This is a genomic window from Pseudomonas sp. SWI36 (genome assembly GCF_002948105.1).
Lineage (GTDB): Bacteria > Pseudomonadota > Gammaproteobacteria > Pseudomonadales > Pseudomonadaceae > Aquipseudomonas > Aquipseudomonas alloputida.
In genome coordinates, this window is record NZ_CP026675.1 from 665,198 (window position 1) to 682,624 (window position 17,427).

At 55.1% G+C, this 17,427-nt stretch carries 23 protein-coding genes and 3 pseudogenes; 13 read left to right on the forward strand and 13 right to left on the reverse strand.

Annotated features, from left to right (window positions below):
• Positions 1–239 precede the first annotated feature (239 nt).
• Positions 240–530 carry a hypothetical protein gene (locus C4Q27_RS03195; protein ID WP_104886466.1) on the reverse strand — a complete coding sequence of 97 codons (291 nt, stop codon included), beginning with the start codon at positions 528–530 and terminating at the stop codon, positions 240–242.
• 153 nt (positions 531–683) lie between these two features.
• The gene (locus C4Q27_RS03200; protein ID WP_104886467.1) at positions 684–1,076 is read right to left on the reverse strand and encodes an NUDIX domain-containing protein; all 393 of its coding nucleotides are present in this window, start codon (positions 1,074–1,076) and stop codon (positions 684–686) included.
• A gap of 406 nt (positions 1,077–1,482) precedes the next feature.
• On the opposite strand from C4Q27_RS03200, the gene C4Q27_RS29660 reads away from it, so the two are divergent.
• Both C4Q27_RS29660 and C4Q27_RS03210 read left to right on the forward strand, forming a co-directional pair.
• On the forward strand, positions 1,483–1,719 hold the full coding sequence (locus C4Q27_RS29660; protein WP_104886468.1) for a hypothetical protein: 237 nt from the start codon (positions 1,483–1,485) through the stop codon (positions 1,717–1,719).
• 289 nt (positions 1,720–2,008) lie between these two features.
• A complete protein-coding gene (locus C4Q27_RS03210; RefSeq protein ID WP_104886469.1) occupies positions 2,009–2,347 on the forward strand; it encodes a hypothetical protein in 339 nt (112 codons plus the stop codon).
• 113 nt (positions 2,348–2,460) lie between these two features.
• Here the strand turns inward: C4Q27_RS03210 and C4Q27_RS03215 are convergent.
• Positions 2,461–2,843 (reverse strand): annotated as a pseudogene (locus C4Q27_RS03215) (IS3 family transposase); the annotation flags it as partial.
• A 219-nt stretch (positions 2,844–3,062) separates the two neighbouring features.
• Here C4Q27_RS03215 and C4Q27_RS03225 point away from each other — a divergent pair.
• A complete protein-coding gene (locus tag C4Q27_RS03225) occupies positions 3,063–4,169 on the forward strand; it encodes a sensor histidine kinase KdpD (RefSeq protein ID WP_256599991.1) in 1,107 nt (368 codons plus the stop codon).
• 187 nt (positions 4,170–4,356) lie between these two features.
• Here the strand turns inward: C4Q27_RS03225 and C4Q27_RS03230 are convergent, their stop codons facing one another.
• Both C4Q27_RS03230 and C4Q27_RS03235 read right to left on the reverse strand, forming a co-directional pair.
• Positions 4,357–4,629, reverse strand: a complete 273-nt coding sequence (locus C4Q27_RS03230) for a PepSY domain-containing protein (RefSeq protein WP_054902847.1) — start codon at positions 4,627–4,629, stop codon at positions 4,357–4,359.
• A 57-nt stretch (positions 4,630–4,686) separates the two neighbouring features.
• Positions 4,687–5,121, reverse strand: coding sequence for an NUDIX domain-containing protein (locus C4Q27_RS03235; RefSeq protein ID WP_104886471.1), 435 nt, complete (start codon positions 5,119–5,121; stop codon positions 4,687–4,689).
• A 223-nt stretch (positions 5,122–5,344) separates the two neighbouring features.
• Here C4Q27_RS03235 and C4Q27_RS03240 point away from each other — a divergent pair.
• From C4Q27_RS03240 to C4Q27_RS03250, 3 genes and pseudogenes are all read left to right on the forward strand, one after another.
• Positions 5,345–5,798: pseudogene (locus C4Q27_RS03240) on the forward strand (response regulator).
• A gap of 32 nt (positions 5,799–5,830) precedes the next feature.
• A complete protein-coding gene (locus tag C4Q27_RS03245; RefSeq protein WP_104886472.1) occupies positions 5,831–6,058 on the forward strand; it encodes a hypothetical protein in 228 nt (75 codons plus the stop codon).
• A gap of 228 nt (positions 6,059–6,286) precedes the next feature.
• On the forward strand, positions 6,287–6,670 hold the full coding sequence (locus C4Q27_RS03250) for an NUDIX domain-containing protein (protein WP_104886473.1): 384 nt from the start codon (positions 6,287–6,289) through the stop codon (positions 6,668–6,670).
• Between the two features lie 113 nt (positions 6,671–6,783).
• Here C4Q27_RS03250 and C4Q27_RS29665 read toward each other — a convergent pair.
• Positions 6,784–7,111: pseudogene (locus C4Q27_RS29665) on the reverse strand (hypothetical protein).
• A 280-nt stretch (positions 7,112–7,391) separates the two neighbouring features.
• Here C4Q27_RS29665 and C4Q27_RS03260 point away from each other — a divergent pair.
• Genes C4Q27_RS03260 through C4Q27_RS03270 form a run of 3 tightly spaced genes read left to right on the forward strand, consistent with a single transcriptional unit; the run spans position 7,392 to position 10,198 of the window.
• On the forward strand, positions 7,392–8,594 hold the full coding sequence (locus tag C4Q27_RS03260; protein ID WP_104886474.1) for a zinc-dependent alcohol dehydrogenase: 1,203 nt from the start codon (positions 7,392–7,394) through the stop codon (positions 8,592–8,594).
• 12 nt (positions 8,595–8,606) lie between these two features.
• Positions 8,607–8,840, forward strand: a complete 234-nt coding sequence (locus C4Q27_RS03265; protein ID WP_014859183.1) for a PLD nuclease N-terminal domain-containing protein — start codon at positions 8,607–8,609, stop codon at positions 8,838–8,840.
• 32 nt (positions 8,841–8,872) lie between these two features.
• Positions 8,873–10,198 carry an SDR family oxidoreductase gene (locus tag C4Q27_RS03270; protein WP_104886475.1) on the forward strand — a complete coding sequence of 442 codons (1,326 nt, stop codon included), beginning with the start codon at positions 8,873–8,875 and terminating at the stop codon, positions 10,196–10,198.
• A gap of 56 nt (positions 10,199–10,254) precedes the next feature.
• Here the strand turns inward: C4Q27_RS03270 and C4Q27_RS03275 are convergent, their stop codons facing one another.
• Positions 10,255–10,533 carry a hypothetical protein gene (locus C4Q27_RS03275; RefSeq protein ID WP_004573953.1) on the reverse strand — a complete coding sequence of 93 codons (279 nt, stop codon included), beginning with the start codon at positions 10,531–10,533 and terminating at the stop codon, positions 10,255–10,257.
• A 266-nt stretch (positions 10,534–10,799) separates the two neighbouring features.
• Between C4Q27_RS03275 and C4Q27_RS03280 the strand changes: the two genes are divergently transcribed.
• Both C4Q27_RS03280 and C4Q27_RS03285 read left to right on the forward strand, forming a co-directional pair.
• Positions 10,800–11,198: a response regulator gene (locus C4Q27_RS03280; protein ID WP_004573952.1), complete on the forward strand. Its 399-nt coding sequence runs from the start codon at positions 10,800–10,802 to the stop codon at positions 11,196–11,198.
• A gap of 201 nt (positions 11,199–11,399) precedes the next feature.
• A complete protein-coding gene (locus tag C4Q27_RS03285; protein WP_004573951.1) occupies positions 11,400–11,618 on the forward strand; it encodes a general stress protein in 219 nt (72 codons plus the stop codon).
• 376 nt (positions 11,619–11,994) lie between these two features.
• On the opposite strand, the gene C4Q27_RS03290 is transcribed toward C4Q27_RS03285, so the two are convergent.
• Positions 11,995–13,542 carry a sensor histidine kinase gene (locus C4Q27_RS03290; RefSeq protein ID WP_004573950.1) on the reverse strand — a complete coding sequence of 516 codons (1,548 nt, stop codon included), beginning with the start codon at positions 13,540–13,542 and terminating at the stop codon, positions 11,995–11,997.
• 183 nt (positions 13,543–13,725) lie between these two features.
• On the opposite strand from C4Q27_RS03290, the gene C4Q27_RS03295 reads away from it, so the two are divergent.
• Positions 13,726–14,106 (forward strand): response regulator, encoded by a 381-nt coding sequence (locus tag C4Q27_RS03295; RefSeq protein WP_104886476.1) that lies wholly within the window; start codon positions 13,726–13,728, stop codon positions 14,104–14,106.
• A gap of 15 nt (positions 14,107–14,121) precedes the next feature.
• Here the strand turns inward: C4Q27_RS03295 and C4Q27_RS03300 are convergent, their stop codons facing one another.
• Entirely contained in the window at positions 14,122–15,456 is a 1,335-nt protein-coding gene (locus C4Q27_RS03300) for a sodium:proton antiporter (RefSeq protein ID WP_004573948.1), read from the reverse strand.
• A gap of 166 nt (positions 15,457–15,622) precedes the next feature.
• On the opposite strand from C4Q27_RS03300, the gene C4Q27_RS03305 reads away from it, so the two are divergent.
• Positions 15,623–16,039: a low affinity iron permease family protein gene (locus C4Q27_RS03305; protein WP_104886477.1), complete on the forward strand. Its 417-nt coding sequence runs from the start codon at positions 15,623–15,625 to the stop codon at positions 16,037–16,039.
• Here C4Q27_RS03305 and C4Q27_RS03310 read toward each other — a convergent pair.
• The 4 genes from C4Q27_RS03310 to C4Q27_RS29385 form a co-directional block, all read right to left on the reverse strand.
• Positions 16,036–16,470 (reverse strand): response regulator, encoded by a 435-nt coding sequence (locus C4Q27_RS03310; RefSeq protein WP_004573946.1) that lies wholly within the window; start codon positions 16,468–16,470, stop codon positions 16,036–16,038. The two genes, C4Q27_RS03305 and C4Q27_RS03310, sit on opposite strands and share 4 nt — an antisense overlap.
• A 90-nt stretch (positions 16,471–16,560) precedes the next feature.
• Positions 16,561–16,986, reverse strand: a complete 426-nt coding sequence (locus tag C4Q27_RS03315) for a DNA methylase (protein ID WP_104886478.1) — start codon at positions 16,984–16,986, stop codon at positions 16,561–16,563.
• On the reverse strand, positions 16,983–17,207 hold the full coding sequence (locus C4Q27_RS03320; protein WP_104886479.1) for a DUF2188 domain-containing protein: 225 nt from the start codon (positions 17,205–17,207) through the stop codon (positions 16,983–16,985). The genes C4Q27_RS03315 and C4Q27_RS03320 overlap by 4 nt, the downstream gene beginning before the upstream one ends.
• Positions 17,208–17,223: 16 nt before the next feature.
• Positions 17,224–17,382, reverse strand: coding sequence for a hypothetical protein (locus tag C4Q27_RS29385; RefSeq protein WP_177409988.1), 159 nt, complete (start codon positions 17,380–17,382; stop codon positions 17,224–17,226).
• Between the last annotated feature and the right edge of the window lie 45 nt (positions 17,383–17,427).

Genomic DNA, 17,427 nt, shown 5'->3' on the forward strand with positions numbered 1-17,427 from the left:
TGGTGGCCAGGGAGGACATACCACCGGCAGTAAAGCTGACCGGGAGCAAAGCATGGATGAAGGGTCGCAAGCTATTCAGGATGAAGACAGCGGGATGACGGAAGAAAACCGCTGAGCAACTATCCAGGGCTATGGATAGCCCTGGTTCTTCACCCGACCGGATGTTAGATGGAGCAGTTTGCGTTGAGCAGTTGGCCGTCAGCATCCCGCTCAACGACCAACCTTGAAATACGTAGTGTCTAGGCCACCTGCTTCGCTGCTGGCCGTTGATCTGTAGCCAGACGTCTGGCTCTACCAACACCCCAAGCCAGAGCTCGAGTCATAGATTCGCCGGGGCGGGAATCGAAGGCTTCTTCATGCAATGCCATTCCACAGCCAGCGTACACACCGATGAACATTTGCGTCTGACCGGTGCGCGAGAGCCTGACCTGAACATCAATCGTGGTGCCGTCGTCCAGCGTCTCGTCATGAGTCCGATGATGAAGCACTGGATCCGCCCAATCCCAAAAAACCTCACCTCGAATACGCATGCGCCCTCCTACGACTTTAGTCTTATACGGAAATCTGACCATAGCAAAGCAAGGAGGCAGTTCAATGACTCAGGCGGTAGCACCGCGAATTATCAGACAATCGGCGCAATTTTCGATACAAGAAAATTTCCTTGTACAAGTTTACAGCTGTGGTCAGGCGGTCAGAGCAGGCAACTGGGTTGCCAAGAGGCCGGCTGCAGCGGAATTCAGCAAGTCAGGCGTGAGCTTTTCACGAAGCACCCATTTACACGCGACTATTTCATGGTCGGCCACAGGCTTCTCAGTTTCGTGGAATCGGGTGATGAAGATGTGATGCACGACTGAACCCACCCTGATCGAGCACAAAGAAAGTAGGCCATGCCCTTCAATGGATGTCTCCTCACGTAGCTCTCTTGCTGCAGCACTATGAGGGGTCTCACCAGGCTCAATCGAACCACCCGGAAAATTCCATTTGCCGCCTTTTTTCCGAACAAGCAGTACCTTGCCGCTTCGCAGACAGATTATCGTTGCCCTGGATTTACTTCTGCATTTTCGTTTGTCCCGCATGCACACACTCGAATCGTCAATCTATACCCACCATCTCGCGACTCAGAGCATGGGCTTCTTCCCTGAAGACGTTTCCATGGGGCGACTCGTTCAATCTCATCGACGCATTAGCCCTCGGTTCACCTCTGGTGCGCAGAGCTTGGATAGGTAAGCTCTTCTTCGATGGTGCCGTCGGCCTTGTTGATTTTCACCGAGGCGGTTTTGCCCCGGGAGAACTAAGACAGTACCGTAGTGCTAACAATTTGCAATAACGATAAGATTGATACACAAGTCAATATCATTCGAGAAGGGAAATTAGAGTAGGTATTCGATTCACCAAACCCTCGAAAAATCAACACATCAATTTCCTTGCGTGCAGTCATGAACCTAGCTATTACTTACGTCTCCAAAGGAGGGGGATGGCAAAATGCAACCAAGATTCGTTATCGTTCCAGCGGTTCCTATAGAAAACGAATCATTCCAGGTTGGAAATCGGTTTTACGCTGCTACAAGCTCGGGAGGTTTTGATATCTACGACAATCAGGAAAAAATTAGAATAAAACGGAATTTCTCTAGTAAATCGCTAGCCCTGGCAGCGTGCGAGAAGATGATCTCAGAATCGCGAAACCCGTCCGAGCAATTTCCAGTAATGCGGACGGAATAGATTGCAAGAGGAGATTGCCTTCATGACTCCGCCCACAGACAAGACCTACATTTATTATGGCGCCATCTCAATCGCAGCTGCCTTTGTATTCATTTGCATGGCCTATGAATTTTCGGAGGCGCAGCTAATATGGACAATCATACGTCACTACTAGAGTGTCTCCTTATTCTCACTGGATCACTGATAGGCGTGGGCTTGGCGGCAGCTTTACTCCATTGGATCGTCTAGCACACTAAGCATGAGCCGTTTTTGGCTCACCAATCTCATCCGGCAGCACCGGAGGCTCCACATGCCCACCAAGCGGCTTATCGCCGAGCAGGCGAATCAATACAGCGACGATGAGAGTGTAAAACTTATAAGAGAATTTTGGAATTCAGGAAAATCCCTCAATGAGTTCTGCATAATCAAAGGCCACCCTTCCTTTCAGGTGATGATGAAATTGATAAGTATCTCAGCAGCCCCCTGTGAGCGCTCTGATAGTTCCAGCTGGTGGGACATCGCAGACATTGATGGTCAATATAATGACGAGCAACTCAGCAGAATTGCCAGCAGCCTCGCACAACTGCACGCCCAATTAAGATCAATCAAGCAAGAGATCGAATCACTTATGAATGGGCTGCACTATTAACAACCTGACAAGTAACGCCAAATCATTTTCGCAGGAGCACGAACTACTTAGCTCATCAAGATAAATTGCTAGGACTAAGCGACCTGGTCACACCATTCTAATTGGCCTCCGCGCATCATGCATATGATGGCTCGACTACCTGCGGCACTACGACTCTGTGTAAATAGCTCGTTAACCCGAACGCGCAGTGCCATCGCGCAACGTCCGGAGATCGCCGTTTATGGCAATGCGCGTAGTAACACGAGCGAGTGACTTCAAACATCGAGCAGAGTAATTCGACAGCCTCCTCGCGGCGGAGCTGATCAATCAACGCGAGCGCTCGTGTTCCCTCGGCCATCAAGAGCGCAGTAGCCTTTTTTAAAATCGATTTCTCCCGCTCCAGCCGGTTGATCCGAGCTTACAACTCTTGGATCTTCTGCTGCTCGGGGGTCAGCGCCTTGCTCGCTGGCGTAGCACCGCCACGCTCTAACTGGAATTGATTCACCCAGTGGCGCAGCCTGTGCTGCCGCGAACAGGTCACCGATGATCTCGCCCCGCTGGCTCAGGTCAAGCAGCAACACCTCCGCCTTGCTGTCCGAAAGGCCTCTCTGACTTCCGCACTGGGAATCACGTACCAAATGCCCGGGTGCTACGCTTAGTCAGCCTTAACGAATAAGATACGCAATTGGGACGGAGAACAGCCTGCATGCGGTTATCGACATTCATCATTCAGCACATGGACACCATCCTCCAGGCTTGGGAGGACTTTGCTCGTACCGTTGAATTACATCGCGAAGCGCTCAGTGACAAAGGCTTAAGAAGTCATGCCGCCTTCATCCTTCAGGCCGTGGCTCGCGATATGGATACGCCGCAAAGCTTGCAGCAAGAGATCGACAAATCTCAGGGCTTAGGCCCATCTGTTGTGGGAGAAAGCGCTGCTGAGACACATGCTGCACTTCGCTTTCTGGATGGATTCACCCTCGATCAGATGGTGTCCGAATATAGAGCCCTCAGATCCAGCGTGCTCAGACTTTGGCTTTCACAGGGAGCATCACCCGATCAAGCGGATCGAGTATCCGAAATCATCCGTTTCAACGAAGCTATCGATCAGGCGCTCGTCGAGTCCATCGCTTCCTATGGCAAGGCTGTCGATACCACGCGCAAAATGGTGCTGGGGGTACTGGGTCACGATCTTCGATCACCGCTAACGGCAATTAAGATGGGAGCGGCGTTGCTTACCAAAGCGAAGCAGTGGGGAGAGCGTGAACAGAGCTTGGCGGTGCAGATCGACACCAGTGCCGACCGCGCCAATCAGTTGGTGAACGATCTGCTGGATCTCGCCAGATGCAACCTGGGCCTGGGCATCACGGTGCAACGTCAGGATATCGATCTGACGTCGTTGTGTGCCAGGGTGGTACAAGAGGTCTGCTTCGCCCATCCACAGATTAACGTCGTTTTTGAACGTACCGATGCACTGCCGGCGAGCGTCGATCCGCTACGCATGAGCCAGGTGATATCTAATCTGATGGTAAATGCCATACGACACGGGGATGTTGAGCGGCCAATCCGAGTAGGTGCAACCTGCGTTGAGAACATGGCCGTAATTGAGGTACATAACTGGGGAAAACCAATCTCTGCCGAGCAGATCACTTACCTATTTGATCCTGAAGCACGCTTAACACGCGCAAGTCGTGCTGACGGTGAGCAGAGCCAAGGTTTAGGGCTAGGTTTGTTCATAGCCAAGGAAATCACAGCCAGCCATGCCGGCACCATTCATGTTGTATCTAGTCCTGAGCAAGGCACGACTTTTAGGGTGAGTTTTCCGAGACAGCCAACGACATAAGCCCTTCCACTTTAACAAGCGCAAGCTTGCTCTTTGACTTTGGAGAGAAACCTTAAGGTTAGCTGGGTCGAAAGCCGTCGCTTGCCTGCGCTGCCGGGAGACTGGCGCAGAAAATCTATTTTGGTGACTAACGAAAAAAAGCCCGCGCTTTGGGCACGGGCCGCTCAGAGAGCAAGACCCGCCCTGATCAGTTATCCAATTCGTCTTTGATAATCTTGCCGTCATGCGGATCAACCTGGAATTCGTATTGCTTGCCATCAGCCTTGATACCCTCGCCTTCCCAGTGACCATCGTCGGCTTCGATCTTGGTAATCTGGGTGTAGCCTGCGCCTTTCAAGGTGGCCTCAGCCTGATCCTTGTTCACCTTCCAATCAGCACCGGGCGTATCAGCCCATGCCGAAGTAGCCCCCATAGCACCAACTAATGCCAGGCCAGTGAACACTCGAGTCATCGCTTTCATCGCTAACATCCTTTTCCATGACAGTTAACGATCTGACCCGAACGCTGATCTTGACGTTCAGTTTGTGTTGAAAGCCGACACTGATTCCGGGCGCCCATCATGGTGAACGAGCTCCTTCAGATCTCGTGAAAGCAAAGCAGCGGCTGTGGGCTTCAGCATGCTTGAGCTCAAGTCCTCCCAACAAATCCACTTACAGGCGACGATGCCTCTGCCAAGCGCGACGCAGCGACCGTCTGGTACGTCAGTCGTAAAAATGTGGTGGAGAACGTTGCCTACCTCGACGGTGCCCACAGGGTTCAAGCCTGAGCAATGAAGCGCCAGAGCCTTCCAAAGCTCGCGGGCAGCGGCAACGATTGGCGCCTCACCGGTCGCAAGCACGCCGCTTGGAAACTTCCATTTAGAACCCTTCCTGCGGACAAGCAGAATCTTGTCATTTCGTGAGCAGATGATCGTGGCCTTGGCTCTGAGCGGGTGATGCTTGGTGACGCTCATGAGGGATCGCACCTAGAGTATGGGCGACATCCTGAACGCTGGGGTGGGCTTCCATATGCTGATGACCTCTACGCTCGAAAAGTAGTTCAGGGGCGCAATGGAGCACAGCCCACCGCTGGCAGGATGCTGCAGCGTAGGTCATGAGGCCTCTGGCCTGCCTGTCAACCTATGCAATTCCCCAGGGCCACTATAAAGTGCCCGCTTTTCTAATGTGGTAGCGCTAATGCTGAAACCCATACTTCTAGTCGAAGACAGTAGCTTCGACCTGGAGTTGATACTCGTTTCACTGGAGCGCAGTAAACTTGCGAATGAGGTCGTAGTAGCACGAGATGGTGAGGAGGCCTTGGATTATCTTCTGCGGCGGAACGCCTTTGCCTCTCGCCCTGAAGGCAACCCTGCAGTGGTGCTCCTTGACCTTAAATTGCCCAAGGTGAACGGCCTGGAAGTCCTGGAGGTCATACGATCAATCGATGAGCTACGCACCATTCCCGTTGCGATGTTGACGGGTTCAAAGATGGAATGCGATGTCGAGAAAGCATATTGGGTTAGGGGTGAATGCTTACGTCGTCAAGCCGCTCGAGTTTAAGCAGTTCGTATCATCGGTTTCAGGCCTGAGCAGTTTATGGGCGCACCTAAACGAGCCTCCCCCCGGCTCAATACGAGTCGGGATCAGTTGACCCAATAACGACAACGGGAAGGAGACAATATAATGACTGATCCGATAGCCCGGCTGGACGCTGAGATTGCTTTTCTGGATCAGGTTGCTGCCGAACTGGAGCGCCAGGTTGGGCCCAGCCCTGTCACTCGCACTTTGGTCATTGCCTGGCTGACTGAGTGGGTGAAGAGGTCGGGCGGATCGAAACCCGATTTGCTTCACCTGCCTCCGGCCCTCAAGGCGGCTTATGCCGCCTGGACTCATCAAGCCGTGGACGAGTGACGAACCAGCCAGCCACGGGAATTCGCTTAATTTGTCTGTTGGTGAGGTTGGTGACGCTCGGTTGCAAGACGTCTTGCTCCCCAATGCCAGGGGGCGCGCTTTTTTCTCTTCCGGGCGAAGGTCAACGGCCTCCTCATGAAAAGCTGTGCCGGTGTCTGGGACACCTTTCGACACATGAAGTGAACTCCGCTTCAACATGACGGCCCTCCGTCAAAGGGAGGACAACTGATGAATCAGTCGAGAGAGCTTCATTCCACCGTCATCTGCCTGCAGGCAGGAAAGGTATTGCTTGTACGCAAGGAGGCACCTCAGTGGTCACTCCCTGGCGGCAAAATCGATCCTGGCGAAACGCAGCTTGAAGCAGCACGTCGTGAGCTACAGGAAGAAACGTGCCTAGAACTGACTGACGCTCAGGTTTTGGGGCATCACGTGCTCCAAGCGGAAGAGCACTGGCTGTACCGAATGGCCGTTCCGGCCAGCGTGATGCCTCGACCTTCGCACGAGATAGTGGAGTGTCGCTGGTTCTCAATCGAGGAGATCACCAAAACCTCAGTCAAGCCAACAAACGTAGAACTGCTAAGACGAGAAGGAATAATCACCGCTGACGAATAGCGTGAATCAGCCAAGGAGCTTGATTGTTCGATGGGCAGCAGCACTGATGAGTATCGATCAGAAAACTTGCCCGTCCCAAGAAAAGTATCGGTACGAGGAGAAATTTTCTGGCTTTATCTGGGCTTCGCCAACTCCCCCATCGTACTGGATGGCGGTCGCTTAATGGCTTTCCTTTCTGGCTCATTGGCAATGCTTTTGGCCCGTCCAATCCCCCCAAGCCAGCGCACGATTCATCGATTCGCCCGGCATGGCAGCAAATGCCTCTTCGTGAAGGGGCATTCCACTCGCGGCATAAACCCCGAGAAAAACCTGGGTGGCTCCGGTTCGTGACAACCTCGTCTGGACTTCTATAGCGGTTCCGTCGTCCAGCGTTTCATCATAACTGCGGTGGGCAAGCGCGGGGGCAGCCCACTTCCAGAAGACATCACCACGTATTCGCATGCCAGCCCCCTTTAGCTTTAAAGCGGAACGGTTGGAGCCCCCGAGCTTGGGATTCTCTCAGCTAGCCCTTGCGAACAGCCGATTATGATGGATGGCCACCGATTCGTCCCAGCAGCTCCATTTGGATCGCTCTGATATCGATGTGATCCGATTGGTTCAGCCAACTTTCGGATAGGCAGCGAATCAGTACCGCCTGCCTTGTTGGTCTGAACTTTGCTGTCCGCCATGGCTTCCCCTGCATACCGATCACGAAATTACGCGGCTGCAGGAGCTGACATTCATGAGAGCACTGACCTACCACGGAGCACACGACGTCAGGGTCGATAACGTCCCTGACCCGATCATCGAGCAAGAAGACGACATTATCCTCAGGGTCACCGCCACAGCCATTTGCGGCTCTGACCTGCACCTTTACCGAGGCAAAATTCCAGAAACCGAAGCGGGCGATATCTTCGGCCATGAGTTCATGGGCATCGTCGAAGACACCGGGAATGCAGTCACCAATCTCCAGATCGGCGACCGCGTGGTGATTCCCTTTGTGATTGCGTGCGGCAGCTGCTTCTTCTGTCAGCACGATCTGTTTGCTGCCTGCGAAACCACCAACACAGGTCGTGGCTCGATCATCAACAAAAAGGGCATTCCACCGGGCGCCGCTTTGTTCGGATACAGCCATCTCTATGGCGGTATCCCTGGCGGCCAAGCGGACTACGTCAGGGTGCCCAAGGGCAACGTCGGCCCGTTCAAAGTGCCCACCACGCTGGCCGACGACAAGGTGCTGTTCCTCTCGGACATTCTGCCAACCGCCTGGCAGGCGGTCATCAATGCCGAGATTGGCCAGGGCTCATCGCTGGCGATTTATGGTGCCGGGCCTGTGGGCTTGCTGAGCGCCGCCTGTGCGCGAATGCTCGGCGCTCAGACCATCTTCATGGTCGACGACAACGATTATCGCCTGGCCTACGCACAAGAGGCCTATGGGGTCATACCGATCAATTTCGAGCAAGACGACGATCCCGCCGACAGCATAATCCGCCAGACGCCAGGCATGCGCGGCGTCGATGCGGTGATCGATGCGGTCGGTTTCGAGGCCAAAGGCAGCACCGCCGAAACGGTAATGACGGCGCTGAAGATCGAAGGCAGCAGTGGCAAGGCGCTGCGCCAGAGCATTGCTGCGGTGCGACGCGGTGGGATTGTCAGCGTTCCAGGTGTGTACGCCGGCTTCATCCACGCCTTCATGTTCGGCGATGCCTTCGACAAGGGGCTCACCTTCAAAATGGGCCAGACCCATGTGCAGAAATACTTGCCTGAACTTCTTGAACACATCGAAGCAGGTCGCCTGCAACCAGAGCTGATCGTCACCCACCGCCTGGCCCTCGAAGAAGCGGCCATGGGCTACAAGATGTTCGATCAGAAGCAGGACAACTGCCGCAAGGTCATCCTCGTGCCAGGCGCGGCAGCAGGCACCTTGGGCCCTGACTACGTGTAAGGAGGCAAGCACATGAACGGTCTCGCCAGCTACTTCTGGATTGCCGTGGCGGCAATCCTCTTGCTCATCGATCTATGGGCCATCGTCAGCGTATTCAGAAGCGACAAGTCAGATGCAGTGAAAGCGGCCTGGGCCCTGCTGATCGTCGCGCTACCGCTGGTTGGCCTGGGTATCTGGGGCGTTGCTGGCCCGCGCGGTATCAAGCGAGGTACCGGGCCCACTTCCGACGAGCACAGCAAAGGCTGACATCTCCGAGCTCCACTTACAGGGGTTTCAACATGATCGATCAAGCGACAGGCATGAAATCAGGCGAACGCTATCGCGTGGAAAACGTGGAGCGCGCTCATCAGTTTCCAGGCTTCTTTCAAGACGGGAAGTATTATCTCGGCCCTGAACTTCTCACCGCCGTGGGCTGGCTCGAAGGTACGCGCTTCATCTACGACAGCCTGGATGCCGAAGGTGAGCCCGTATTTCCAAACCGGGAGGCAGGCACGGTGGAAGGGCTGACGTTGACCCTGATCGATGGCACCTCTCTTGAGCTCTCGCGGATCGAGGCCAGCGAAACCGTTGCCCCCCTTGACCTCAGCGCCTCGGGTGCGCAACGAGAAGCGCCTGTCCGTGGCGCTCCGCTCAAAGGGCCTCTGCGCGGCAAGGTCGTGGTCATCACCGGCGCATCCAGCGGCATAGGCCGAGCCGCCGCGCATGCCTTTGCGTGCAAAGGTGCTCGCCTGGTACTCGCCGCACGCGATGAAGAGGCGTTGTTCGACGTGCTGGATGAATGCACCGATTGCGGTACGGATGCCATAGCGATCACGACCGACGTTACCCACAGCGACCAAGTTCAAGCGCTTGCCGTTCAGGCCGCAGACTTTGGACATGGACGGATCGATATCTGGGTCAACAATGCCGGGGTCGGCGCGGTCGGCAATTTCGAAGAAACGCCGTTGGAGGCGCACGAGCAGGTCATCCAGACTGACCTGATCGGTTACCTGCGAGGTGCCTACGTCGCCCTTCCCTTCTTCAAGGCACAGGGCAGCGGCATTCTGATCAACACGCTGTCGCTGGGCAGCTGGGTGGCCCAGCCCTACGCCGCCGCTTATTCGGCGAGCAAATTCGGCTTACGTGGACTGACCGAGGCATTGCGAGGCGAGCTGACTGAATATCCCAACATCCATGTCTGCGATATCTATCCAGCAGTCATGGACACACCTGGCTTCCGAGACGGTGGCAACTACACCGGACATACGCTGACACCGCCAGGCCCCGTATACGATCCCGAGATGGTGGCAAAGGCTATGGTGGCCTGCGCAATCTCGCCTCGTGCTCACACCACGGTTGGCGCTGCGGCGCGCCTCGCGCATTTGGCCAGCTACCTGATACCAGGCCTGCCTCTGTTGTCAGGAAGGCTGACGCGCTGGGGGATAAATCGCAGCCCCATAGCCGAAGCATCATCAGGCAACCTCTTTGATCCTCCAAGTGGCCGGAGGGGTATCGACGGAGGCTGGAGAAAGCCGAAAGACAAAACGCCGCTGCTGATCGGCGCAGCGGCGCTGGGAATCCTTGTAGGTTTTACACTCACACATTCACGACGCAGGGATAGCTAGAGGAGGTCTGCGTACCGAAAATGAGCATGGTTTCATTGCGAGATCACGTTCGATCCCTACTTTGCTGACGAGCTCGTGGGATTAACCGGGCGATAGTCCTCCCCTGCTACCGCTCTCAAGTAAGCAGCGTCAGCCTCCAGACGAAGATCGCGCCATTCCTGCCAGCAGATAATCCCTCGACGATCCATCTCATCGGCCTGGCGAAGCAATTCGTCATGATATTCGTCTGGCGAATCCATTCGGAAGGCCCTGCTTTTCAGCACGCGGTACCAGTCTGCCAGACAGTTGAGCTTCAGCAATTGGGCGGCAGAGAGGTTTTTCTCGAACGTTCGCATCAGGAGGCCTCACACGCTGATGGAGGGTTGAGTCACGAAGATTCCAGAGGTTCAGTAAAGCGGTGTCAGCGGCGTCGATGTGTCCAGAAGGTCGCCCCGTTATGGTTCCGCTCACGGATGGGTATGGACGGCACTGACTCAAGTTGGAGTGAATTTCTTGAACGCTGGCGATGTCGTAGTGATGGCGCGCTGCTACGTCTTGCTGGAAGAAAGCAAGCAGACCTGGATGTCCCTCCCTTCCTGCAGCCGCATGTCCGAGTACCCATATGAAAGAGCTGCTTTCCGCTGCGAAGATAATTCGCCCAACTGTTCTCATCGTTGAGGACGAACCCATGATTCGAGAGCTTTTGACCCTGTACCTGGAAGAATGGGGGGCCATGGTGACAGCGGTGGCGACTGCCGATGACGGCAATGAGGCGTTGAGGAAGCAAAATTGGACGCTGCTGATAACGGATGTGCAAACGCCTGGTTCACTCAATGGGGTCGATCTTGCCTGGATGGCAAGCCAGCAAAAACCTCAGACGCGCATCATTGTCATGAGCGGATACTACGAATTTGCAGGGAGAGTGTTGCCGCCAGGTGCCCGGTTCCTTCCTAAGCCGTGGCCAATAACCCAGCTCCAGGAACTGCTCTGCGCTCAGCTTAACCACGCCGGCGGAGGCTGAAAATTCGGCGTCTGCAGACGGGATGCGAGCTTGATCCTTCCCAAACGTTCGCGAACAAAGCTTAAGGACGCCACACACGCCTGCACCAGTTCTTTCGCGCAACCCGTCGGCCTCGGCAAGAACCCACGGAGTAAACACCCCACGCCCCGACGTCCGAGTTGAACACAGACTTTCCTGTGTGACGACATGAGGTGAAAGATCATGGCTAACAACCAAACCAATCGTGGCCATCAAGGTGGTACTGCTCAGAACAATCCTGGCAATTTTGCCAATGATCGCGAGAAAGCGTCGGAGGCAGGTCGCAAAGGCGGGCAGAGTTCAGGCGGCAATTTTGCCAACGACCGTGAGCGCGCCTCAGAGGCAGGCCGTAAAGGCGGTCAAAACAGCCACGGCGGCGGGCGCGGTAGCGAAAACCGGTAACTTGAAATGAGCCTGGCCAGGGTGCCTGGCACTCTGGCCACTTTTTGAGAAAATGAAAGCGGTCTTAAGGAGACAGCGAAATGGGCAACAAGGGTTTGCTTCTCGCTCGAAGACGACCACCAACAAGCACCAGCGCCAATGACGCTGCCGCTAGCAATAGGCTCACCCCTAGCATCTGGCTAGTGAGGTTATGAAACCCTGAAACCGCAGCGCCGATTATGGCTAACATTCCTGAAAGCCCAGCGTAGCCTACCGCAGTCATCAGCCATCCCCAGTTACGCATCCCCTACTCCTCCAATGATGATTCCAGGTCTCGAATCAGCCTGATTACGACTATACGCATTTGGCTAAGTGCCATCGGTGTGTGCAGGCGCGCCTAGAGTTTGAAGCGTACATGGATACAACTTTTACTATCCTGCCGATCAACCACCACTGCCGCGCTACCGTAGCCGGAATAGCTTTTGACCAATCGCATGCCAAGCCCCGTACCTGTCGGCTTAGGATAATTATCAGGAAAGCCGTCGCCCTCATCCCTGACGGTGAGCTGAGCATGATCGCCGGCATGCTTGACGATCACTTCTATGGATCCTTTGCCGTACTTAAGGGAGTTGGTGATCAACTCGGAGATCACTAACCCCAAGGGAGCCATTCTTTCAGGTGGCAGGACGAAGTCGTCAGCCTCCAACAGAATTTGCCGGTCGGCCAAAGCCTTGCCCAGATCACCCAACAGGGCACTTAGGTAATCGCGAGCGCGTACTTCTTGGTCTTCGGCGGCCTGGTATAGTCTCTCGTGAACACTGGCAATGGTCACCACTCGCCCTGCGGCAGTTTCGAGCTGCAACTTAACAGCCGCATCTGGCGTGAGATTGGCTTGAAGTAACAGCAGGGTGTTTACAAGGTGGAGGCTATTTTTGACGCGATGATGGATTTCTTCGAGATAAAGGTCGCTTCGATTTTGCCTGCTGTTCTGCGCCTCAATGAGAGAGAGCAGCTGAGCTTCGTACTGGTGCCGTTCAGTGATATCCCGTGATACCGCTATGATCCGTTCGACCTGACCATCCGTGCCCATGATTGGCGCCACAGTCACGTCCCACCATTTGGGTTCATCGGGAGCGATTGGGCAGTACGATTCGAACCTCATGGTTTCGCCAGCGCTAACTTTAGCTACCGCCTCCCAAACAAGTGATCGCGACTCCTCAGGCCACAAGTCATACCATCGCTGACCTTTAACACTGGTCAGTTGGGTATCCAGGAATTTCAGCCCGGCTTCATTCATGAACTCGATCTCGCCGCTCGGGGCCAGGATATCCACCCAGTCAGGGCTTGCGTTCAGAATGGTCTCGGAATAAGGGTCGGGAACTGGAACATCCACGCCTGCAGATATTCTTTCGACAGCCATGGAAATGACGTTCGAGATGCCTTCCAGAAATACCAGATCGCTCTCTACGAAATCGTCCCCGTTGCTGCTGTCGGCTTCCAGTACACCAAACGGGCTGAGCACACCCCGGATCGGGACATTGATGGCCCGCTCGATTCCATATTTTTTGAGCAGTTCCGGCGTTCGAAAGCGATTTTCCATACCCAAATGATTTGAGAGTACGGGCCTATAGGTGGCCAATGCATAGCCTGCGGGACTAGCCACATCGCCGCCCACGGTTGCCCGCCCGATGTCAGAAGCATCCCAGCCAACGCCATGGGTCAGAACAAACCCTTCCCCGTCTTCTGCTGGCTGGAGCACCTTGGAAAAACGAGTGCACATTCCTTCAGCGACTACTTCACATGCACGGGTCAGCAACAGATCCAAGTCCGCAGCCTTCAGGGACATTACGCCAAACTCGACCACGAGCTCATGTTGGCGGTGCAAGCGCGTATGAGTCTTTTTCAAGGCCGCTCGGATTGTTTCGTCCACTGGTAGCTGCTGCATAGTCTTCCCTTCCGGATTAACGGGAAACGCCCAGAATCCTTTCAGGGCGTACAGGCGGTTCGCTTACCGCTTTCCTACCATAGCCGCTAATCCATGACGGCGCCTAGCGCACCACTCATCGCCCAGTAGCAACGGCGTAGAGGCCCAGAGCCCTAATGCATATGACCCGCGAGCAAACCCTACATGCCGAAAACCATCCTCATTGTGGAAGACGACGACCTCCTAAGAGACCTAACTGCCGAGAGCCTTTCGTCACTCTACGCCGTTGCTATGACGTGCTGCGCAAATGCTGACGAGGCGTTGCATTACCTTTGCAATAAGGAAGTCCCTAGCTTGGTGATGACCGATATCCATATGCCTGGAAGCATGGACGGTTTAGGCCTTGCACACGAGATTTGGCGTCGATGGCCTACCCTGCCAGTGATTCTGACTTCGGGCGACGCAATAATCGACACCGGTTTGCTGCCTGCTCGGACAGCATTTCTCCCCAAACCTTGGGAGATTTCTGATCTCGCCTCGCTGATCAACAAATTAGTAACGCTCCCGCCGCAAGTTGAAGCCTGATCCAAAGAACACTGCCTATCCCTTCCATGCTTCGTATTTGGCTAGCAGCGGTTGAACGCTCAACCCATGCAGCAGAATGCTCAACGCCACCACGGACAGCACCAGGTTGATGCTTTGCGCGGCCAAGGTGGGAAGCAGCCCATGATTGAGGGCATAGAACAGGTAGTAGAAGCTGCCGATACCTCGGATGCCAAACCACCCTAAAAGTCCACGCTGGCGGATATCCAGCATTCCTCGAGCCGGGAACAGCAGGATGCTGATGGGGCGAATGACAAAAAACAAAGCACCGGCAACAAGCACTGCCCGCCAGTCCCAATGCTCAATGAGCACTACCCCGAGCAGGGTCACCAGAAATACTTCCATTGCCCGTTCGATCAGGCTACCGAACGCCAACATGTCACCCAACATGATCCCCGCTGCTACCTGCGAGTCGTCGAGCCCTTTCAGATCGCCTTTGACTGCTAGCTCCGGCGCCACGTGCTGGTGACCTACCACAGGCTGTACCAAATGTTCAGCAGCCGGCGCTTCAGGGCTATTGGCGGTCTGCACCTCCGCCTGACGTAAACCAAGTCCCGCAGCGAACACCGCGAGGAACCCATAAGCCTGTATCGACTCGGCGCTCACGTATGCCAACGCAATCAGGGCAAGGGCCAGATAGTCATTGGGCGAGACGGTGCTGTCGTCGTTGCGCAGACGCAAGAACAGCGTGAGCTTGCCCAGGCCGCGCCCCATCCAGTAGCCAAGCACTAGACCTGCGGTTACTGCCCACAGCATGTCCTTGAGCAACCAGTCACTGAACCAAGTCTGGCCATTGTCCTGTTGCAGGAACAGTCCAAGCATGACGAAGGGAAACGCCACGCCGTCGTTGAGCCCTGCCTCACCCGACAAGCTGAAACGGACAAGATCATCGTCCCGGGCATCAACCACCTGCACCAGGGTTGCGAGCACGGGGTCAGTGGGTGCGAGGATCGCCCCGATCAGTAACGAGACGCCCCACCCCAAGTTCAGGCCGTAGTGCAGCACCAGCGTTACCCCACCGATGCAGAGCAACATCACCGGCCCGGCTAGAAAAAAGGCGCTGCACCAACGGCGGTTGTGCAAGGGCAGGCGCAATTTCAAACCACTGAAGAACAGCGAAAACAACACCGCGACTTCTGTGAGGTGCTCCATCCACTCGCTCGACTTGCTCACGTCCAGTTGAAGAAAACCCAGCCCCGATGTCCCCAGGACGATGCCCAGGGCAAGGCACACTACAGACGAGGTCACAGGGATCCAGCGCAGGTAGGAGGATGAGAGTGCGAGCAGCAGCAAGACTGCGCCCAGCATGGCGAACCAGACGATGAAGGTCATCTGTGCAGAAGCCTTGGGAAAGTTTTCGAGTATTTTTTTGACTTTCCGGCAGGCCACGTCGTTCCGCTGCGCTTGGTGGGCTCACCCAATACCTCGGTGAAATGTAAAAAAAGATTTCAGCGCTCCACTGCGGTCAAACCCTATAGATCGCAGTGGAGATTACGTCATGAAATTCGCCCAGTTCTGCCAATGGCTCGCCAACCACGCCGGTAAGCCGAGCACCTTCTTGATCGCCGTGGTGTTGATTGCCATGTGGGCGGCCTCTGGGCCCTGGTTTCACTACAATGATACCTGGCAACTTATCGTCAACACGTCGACCACCATCATCACATTTCTGATGGTTTTCCTGATCCAGAACACCCAGAACCGGGATAACGACATCATCCACGTGAAGCTCGACGAACTGATTCGCGCTACGAAATCTGCGGAGCAGTCGGTATTGGATCTCGAAGCGCTCGATAACCGGGAAATCCATAAACTTCGCAAGCAATATCAGGCGATGGGCAGCGAATGTGATCCCCAACATCAGGCGCCTGCTGAGCATCAGACGGACGATGTGGCTCGGGATAACCTACAGCGCTAGAGACCTTGTTGGTGGCCCAGCAGAAGAGTTGAAGGTACGTCTGCAGGGGGAAGCGCTTGGTCAATAGCTTGAGCGAGTTCCTCTATCGACCACGGCTTGAAGAGGTAGGTAACAGGTGGTGTGACCTGAGAAGCATCCAGCTGATAGCCCGAGGTCAGAATGGCGGGTAGCCCAGGCCACCTTTCGTGTGCCATGGAGATGAATTCCATACCTTTGATGCTTCCCGGAACACCGTGATCGACAACGATCAACGAGCAGTCGCTCTTGAGTCCCATCAAGTGAATCAAAGCATCTTCTGAGTTATCGAACGCATCGCAGGTGGCGCCCAACTCGATCAGGATTTCCACCAGAAGGGCTTGAAGCGTTGGATCATCCTCTACGACAACTACTGTCTTCCCTGACAGCGACAAACCCTCAATGTCGAGCTTCATCACCCTCTCCAGTACGTAATCCAATGGTCGAGTGTTTCACTCTTCCGGACATGCGTCGATGGGGGCTAAAGGCCACCAAACTCAATGGCCTTACAACTTCGTCAAATGGGACAAGCCTTCACGCATGAAAATCTCCACGGTCTTTGGGCCTACGCCCTCTAAACTCAGTAGCCAGCGCTTAAATCCCTCAGCATCTGACCCCTCCTGCAGTGCCTCAAGTTGGGCAACCAGTTCCACTTCTACCTTGTTGCCAAGATCATGCAGTCGTCGGGCAGTGGATTCATCGTAGCGCGCATAGCCGGCCTGGCCGAGGAGTTTGACCAGCGTGGAATGAGAAGTCTGGGCAAGCTTAATCGGCGTATCCAGGCCCTGCTGATCGACAAGCGTCCGGTACGCCTGCACTGCTACGGTGGCGCGGATGCGCTTCCCCATGAGAAAGCTGGCCAACAACCATCTGAACACGCCAAGGGCATCCGTGACCTCAATGCCGAGGTCACAGGCAGTTATAGTCTTCAACCTTTGCTACGGCGCGGGTCAGCTGAACGTGGATAGGTGCGTTCCTCCTCGAGAGTGCCGTCCGCTTTGTGGATCTTCACGGACGCCGTCTTACCCTCGAAGACATCTGCAAGGACACTGACAAGCTCCTGCTTCGTGGCGGCTCGTTTTGAGGCTCGCTCAGCACCGACTTTCTTCAATTCCCAGCCATCCGAAGTCGGGCTGAGGTGATAACTATCCATCAGCTGGTTCTCCTCTCTAAAGGGATTGGCCATCGTCCTGAAGGTCTTCTTCAGCCTCAGCCGCATCCGTGGCATCAGCGTCATTCAGTGGCGGCGACGTGGGCTTTTCCGGATCGTTAATGAAAGGCACGTCGCTTGGGCCTTTTTCTTCAGAGCCTTCGGTTTTAGGCTGCATGGCAACACCTCCAGGCACGTTGATGGAATACCGGTCTCAGGCCCC

Excerpts from the sequence above, each read along its gene's own strand:
- C4Q27_RS03195 (WP_104886466.1), bottom strand. The coding sequence starts at position 530 with ATGCGTATTCGAGGTGAGGTTTTTTGGGATTGGGCGGATCCAGTGCTT.
- C4Q27_RS03200 (WP_104886467.1), bottom strand. The coding sequence starts at position 1,076 with ATGCGGGACAAACGAAAATGCAGAAGTAAATCCAGGGCAACGATAATC.
- C4Q27_RS29660 (WP_104886468.1), top strand. The coding sequence starts at position 1,483 with ATGCAACCAAGATTCGTTATCGTTCCAGCGGTTCCTATAGAAAACGAA.
- C4Q27_RS03210 (WP_104886469.1), top strand. The coding sequence starts at position 2,009 with ATGCCCACCAAGCGGCTTATCGCCGAGCAGGCGAATCAATACAGCGAC.
- C4Q27_RS03225 (WP_256599991.1), top strand. The coding sequence starts at position 3,063 with ATGGACACCATCCTCCAGGCTTGGGAGGACTTTGCTCGTACCGTTGAA.
- C4Q27_RS03230 (WP_054902847.1), bottom strand. The coding sequence starts at position 4,629 with ATGAAAGCGATGACTCGAGTGTTCACTGGCCTGGCATTAGTTGGTGCT.
- C4Q27_RS03235 (WP_104886471.1), bottom strand. The coding sequence starts at position 5,121 with ATGAGCGTCACCAAGCATCACCCGCTCAGAGCCAAGGCCACGATCATC.
- C4Q27_RS03245 (WP_104886472.1), top strand. The coding sequence starts at position 5,831 with ATGACTGATCCGATAGCCCGGCTGGACGCTGAGATTGCTTTTCTGGAT.
- C4Q27_RS03250 (WP_104886473.1), top strand. The coding sequence starts at position 6,287 with ATGAATCAGTCGAGAGAGCTTCATTCCACCGTCATCTGCCTGCAGGCA.
- C4Q27_RS03260 (WP_104886474.1), top strand. The coding sequence starts at position 7,392 with ATGAGAGCACTGACCTACCACGGAGCACACGACGTCAGGGTCGATAAC.
- C4Q27_RS03265 (WP_014859183.1), top strand. The coding sequence starts at position 8,607 with ATGAACGGTCTCGCCAGCTACTTCTGGATTGCCGTGGCGGCAATCCTC.
- C4Q27_RS03270 (WP_104886475.1), top strand. The coding sequence starts at position 8,873 with ATGATCGATCAAGCGACAGGCATGAAATCAGGCGAACGCTATCGCGTG.
- C4Q27_RS03275 (WP_004573953.1), bottom strand. The coding sequence starts at position 10,533 with ATGCGAACGTTCGAGAAAAACCTCTCTGCCGCCCAATTGCTGAAGCTC.
- C4Q27_RS03280 (WP_004573952.1), top strand. The coding sequence starts at position 10,800 with ATGAAAGAGCTGCTTTCCGCTGCGAAGATAATTCGCCCAACTGTTCTC.
- C4Q27_RS03285 (WP_004573951.1), top strand. The coding sequence starts at position 11,400 with ATGGCTAACAACCAAACCAATCGTGGCCATCAAGGTGGTACTGCTCAG.
- C4Q27_RS03290 (WP_004573950.1), bottom strand. The coding sequence starts at position 13,542 with ATGCAGCAGCTACCAGTGGACGAAACAATCCGAGCGGCCTTGAAAAAG.
- C4Q27_RS03295 (WP_104886476.1), top strand. The coding sequence starts at position 13,726 with ATGCCGAAAACCATCCTCATTGTGGAAGACGACGACCTCCTAAGAGAC.
- C4Q27_RS03300 (WP_004573948.1), bottom strand. The coding sequence starts at position 15,456 with ATGACCTTCATCGTCTGGTTCGCCATGCTGGGCGCAGTCTTGCTGCTG.
- C4Q27_RS03305 (WP_104886477.1), top strand. The coding sequence starts at position 15,623 with ATGAAATTCGCCCAGTTCTGCCAATGGCTCGCCAACCACGCCGGTAAG.
- C4Q27_RS03310 (WP_004573946.1), bottom strand. The coding sequence starts at position 16,470 with ATGAAGCTCGACATTGAGGGTTTGTCGCTGTCAGGGAAGACAGTAGTT.
- C4Q27_RS03320 (WP_104886479.1), bottom strand. The coding sequence starts at position 17,207 with ATGGATAGTTATCACCTCAGCCCGACTTCGGATGGCTGGGAATTGAAG.
- C4Q27_RS29385 (WP_177409988.1), bottom strand. The coding sequence starts at position 17,382 with ATGCAGCCTAAAACCGAAGGCTCTGAAGAAAAAGGCCCAAGCGACGTG.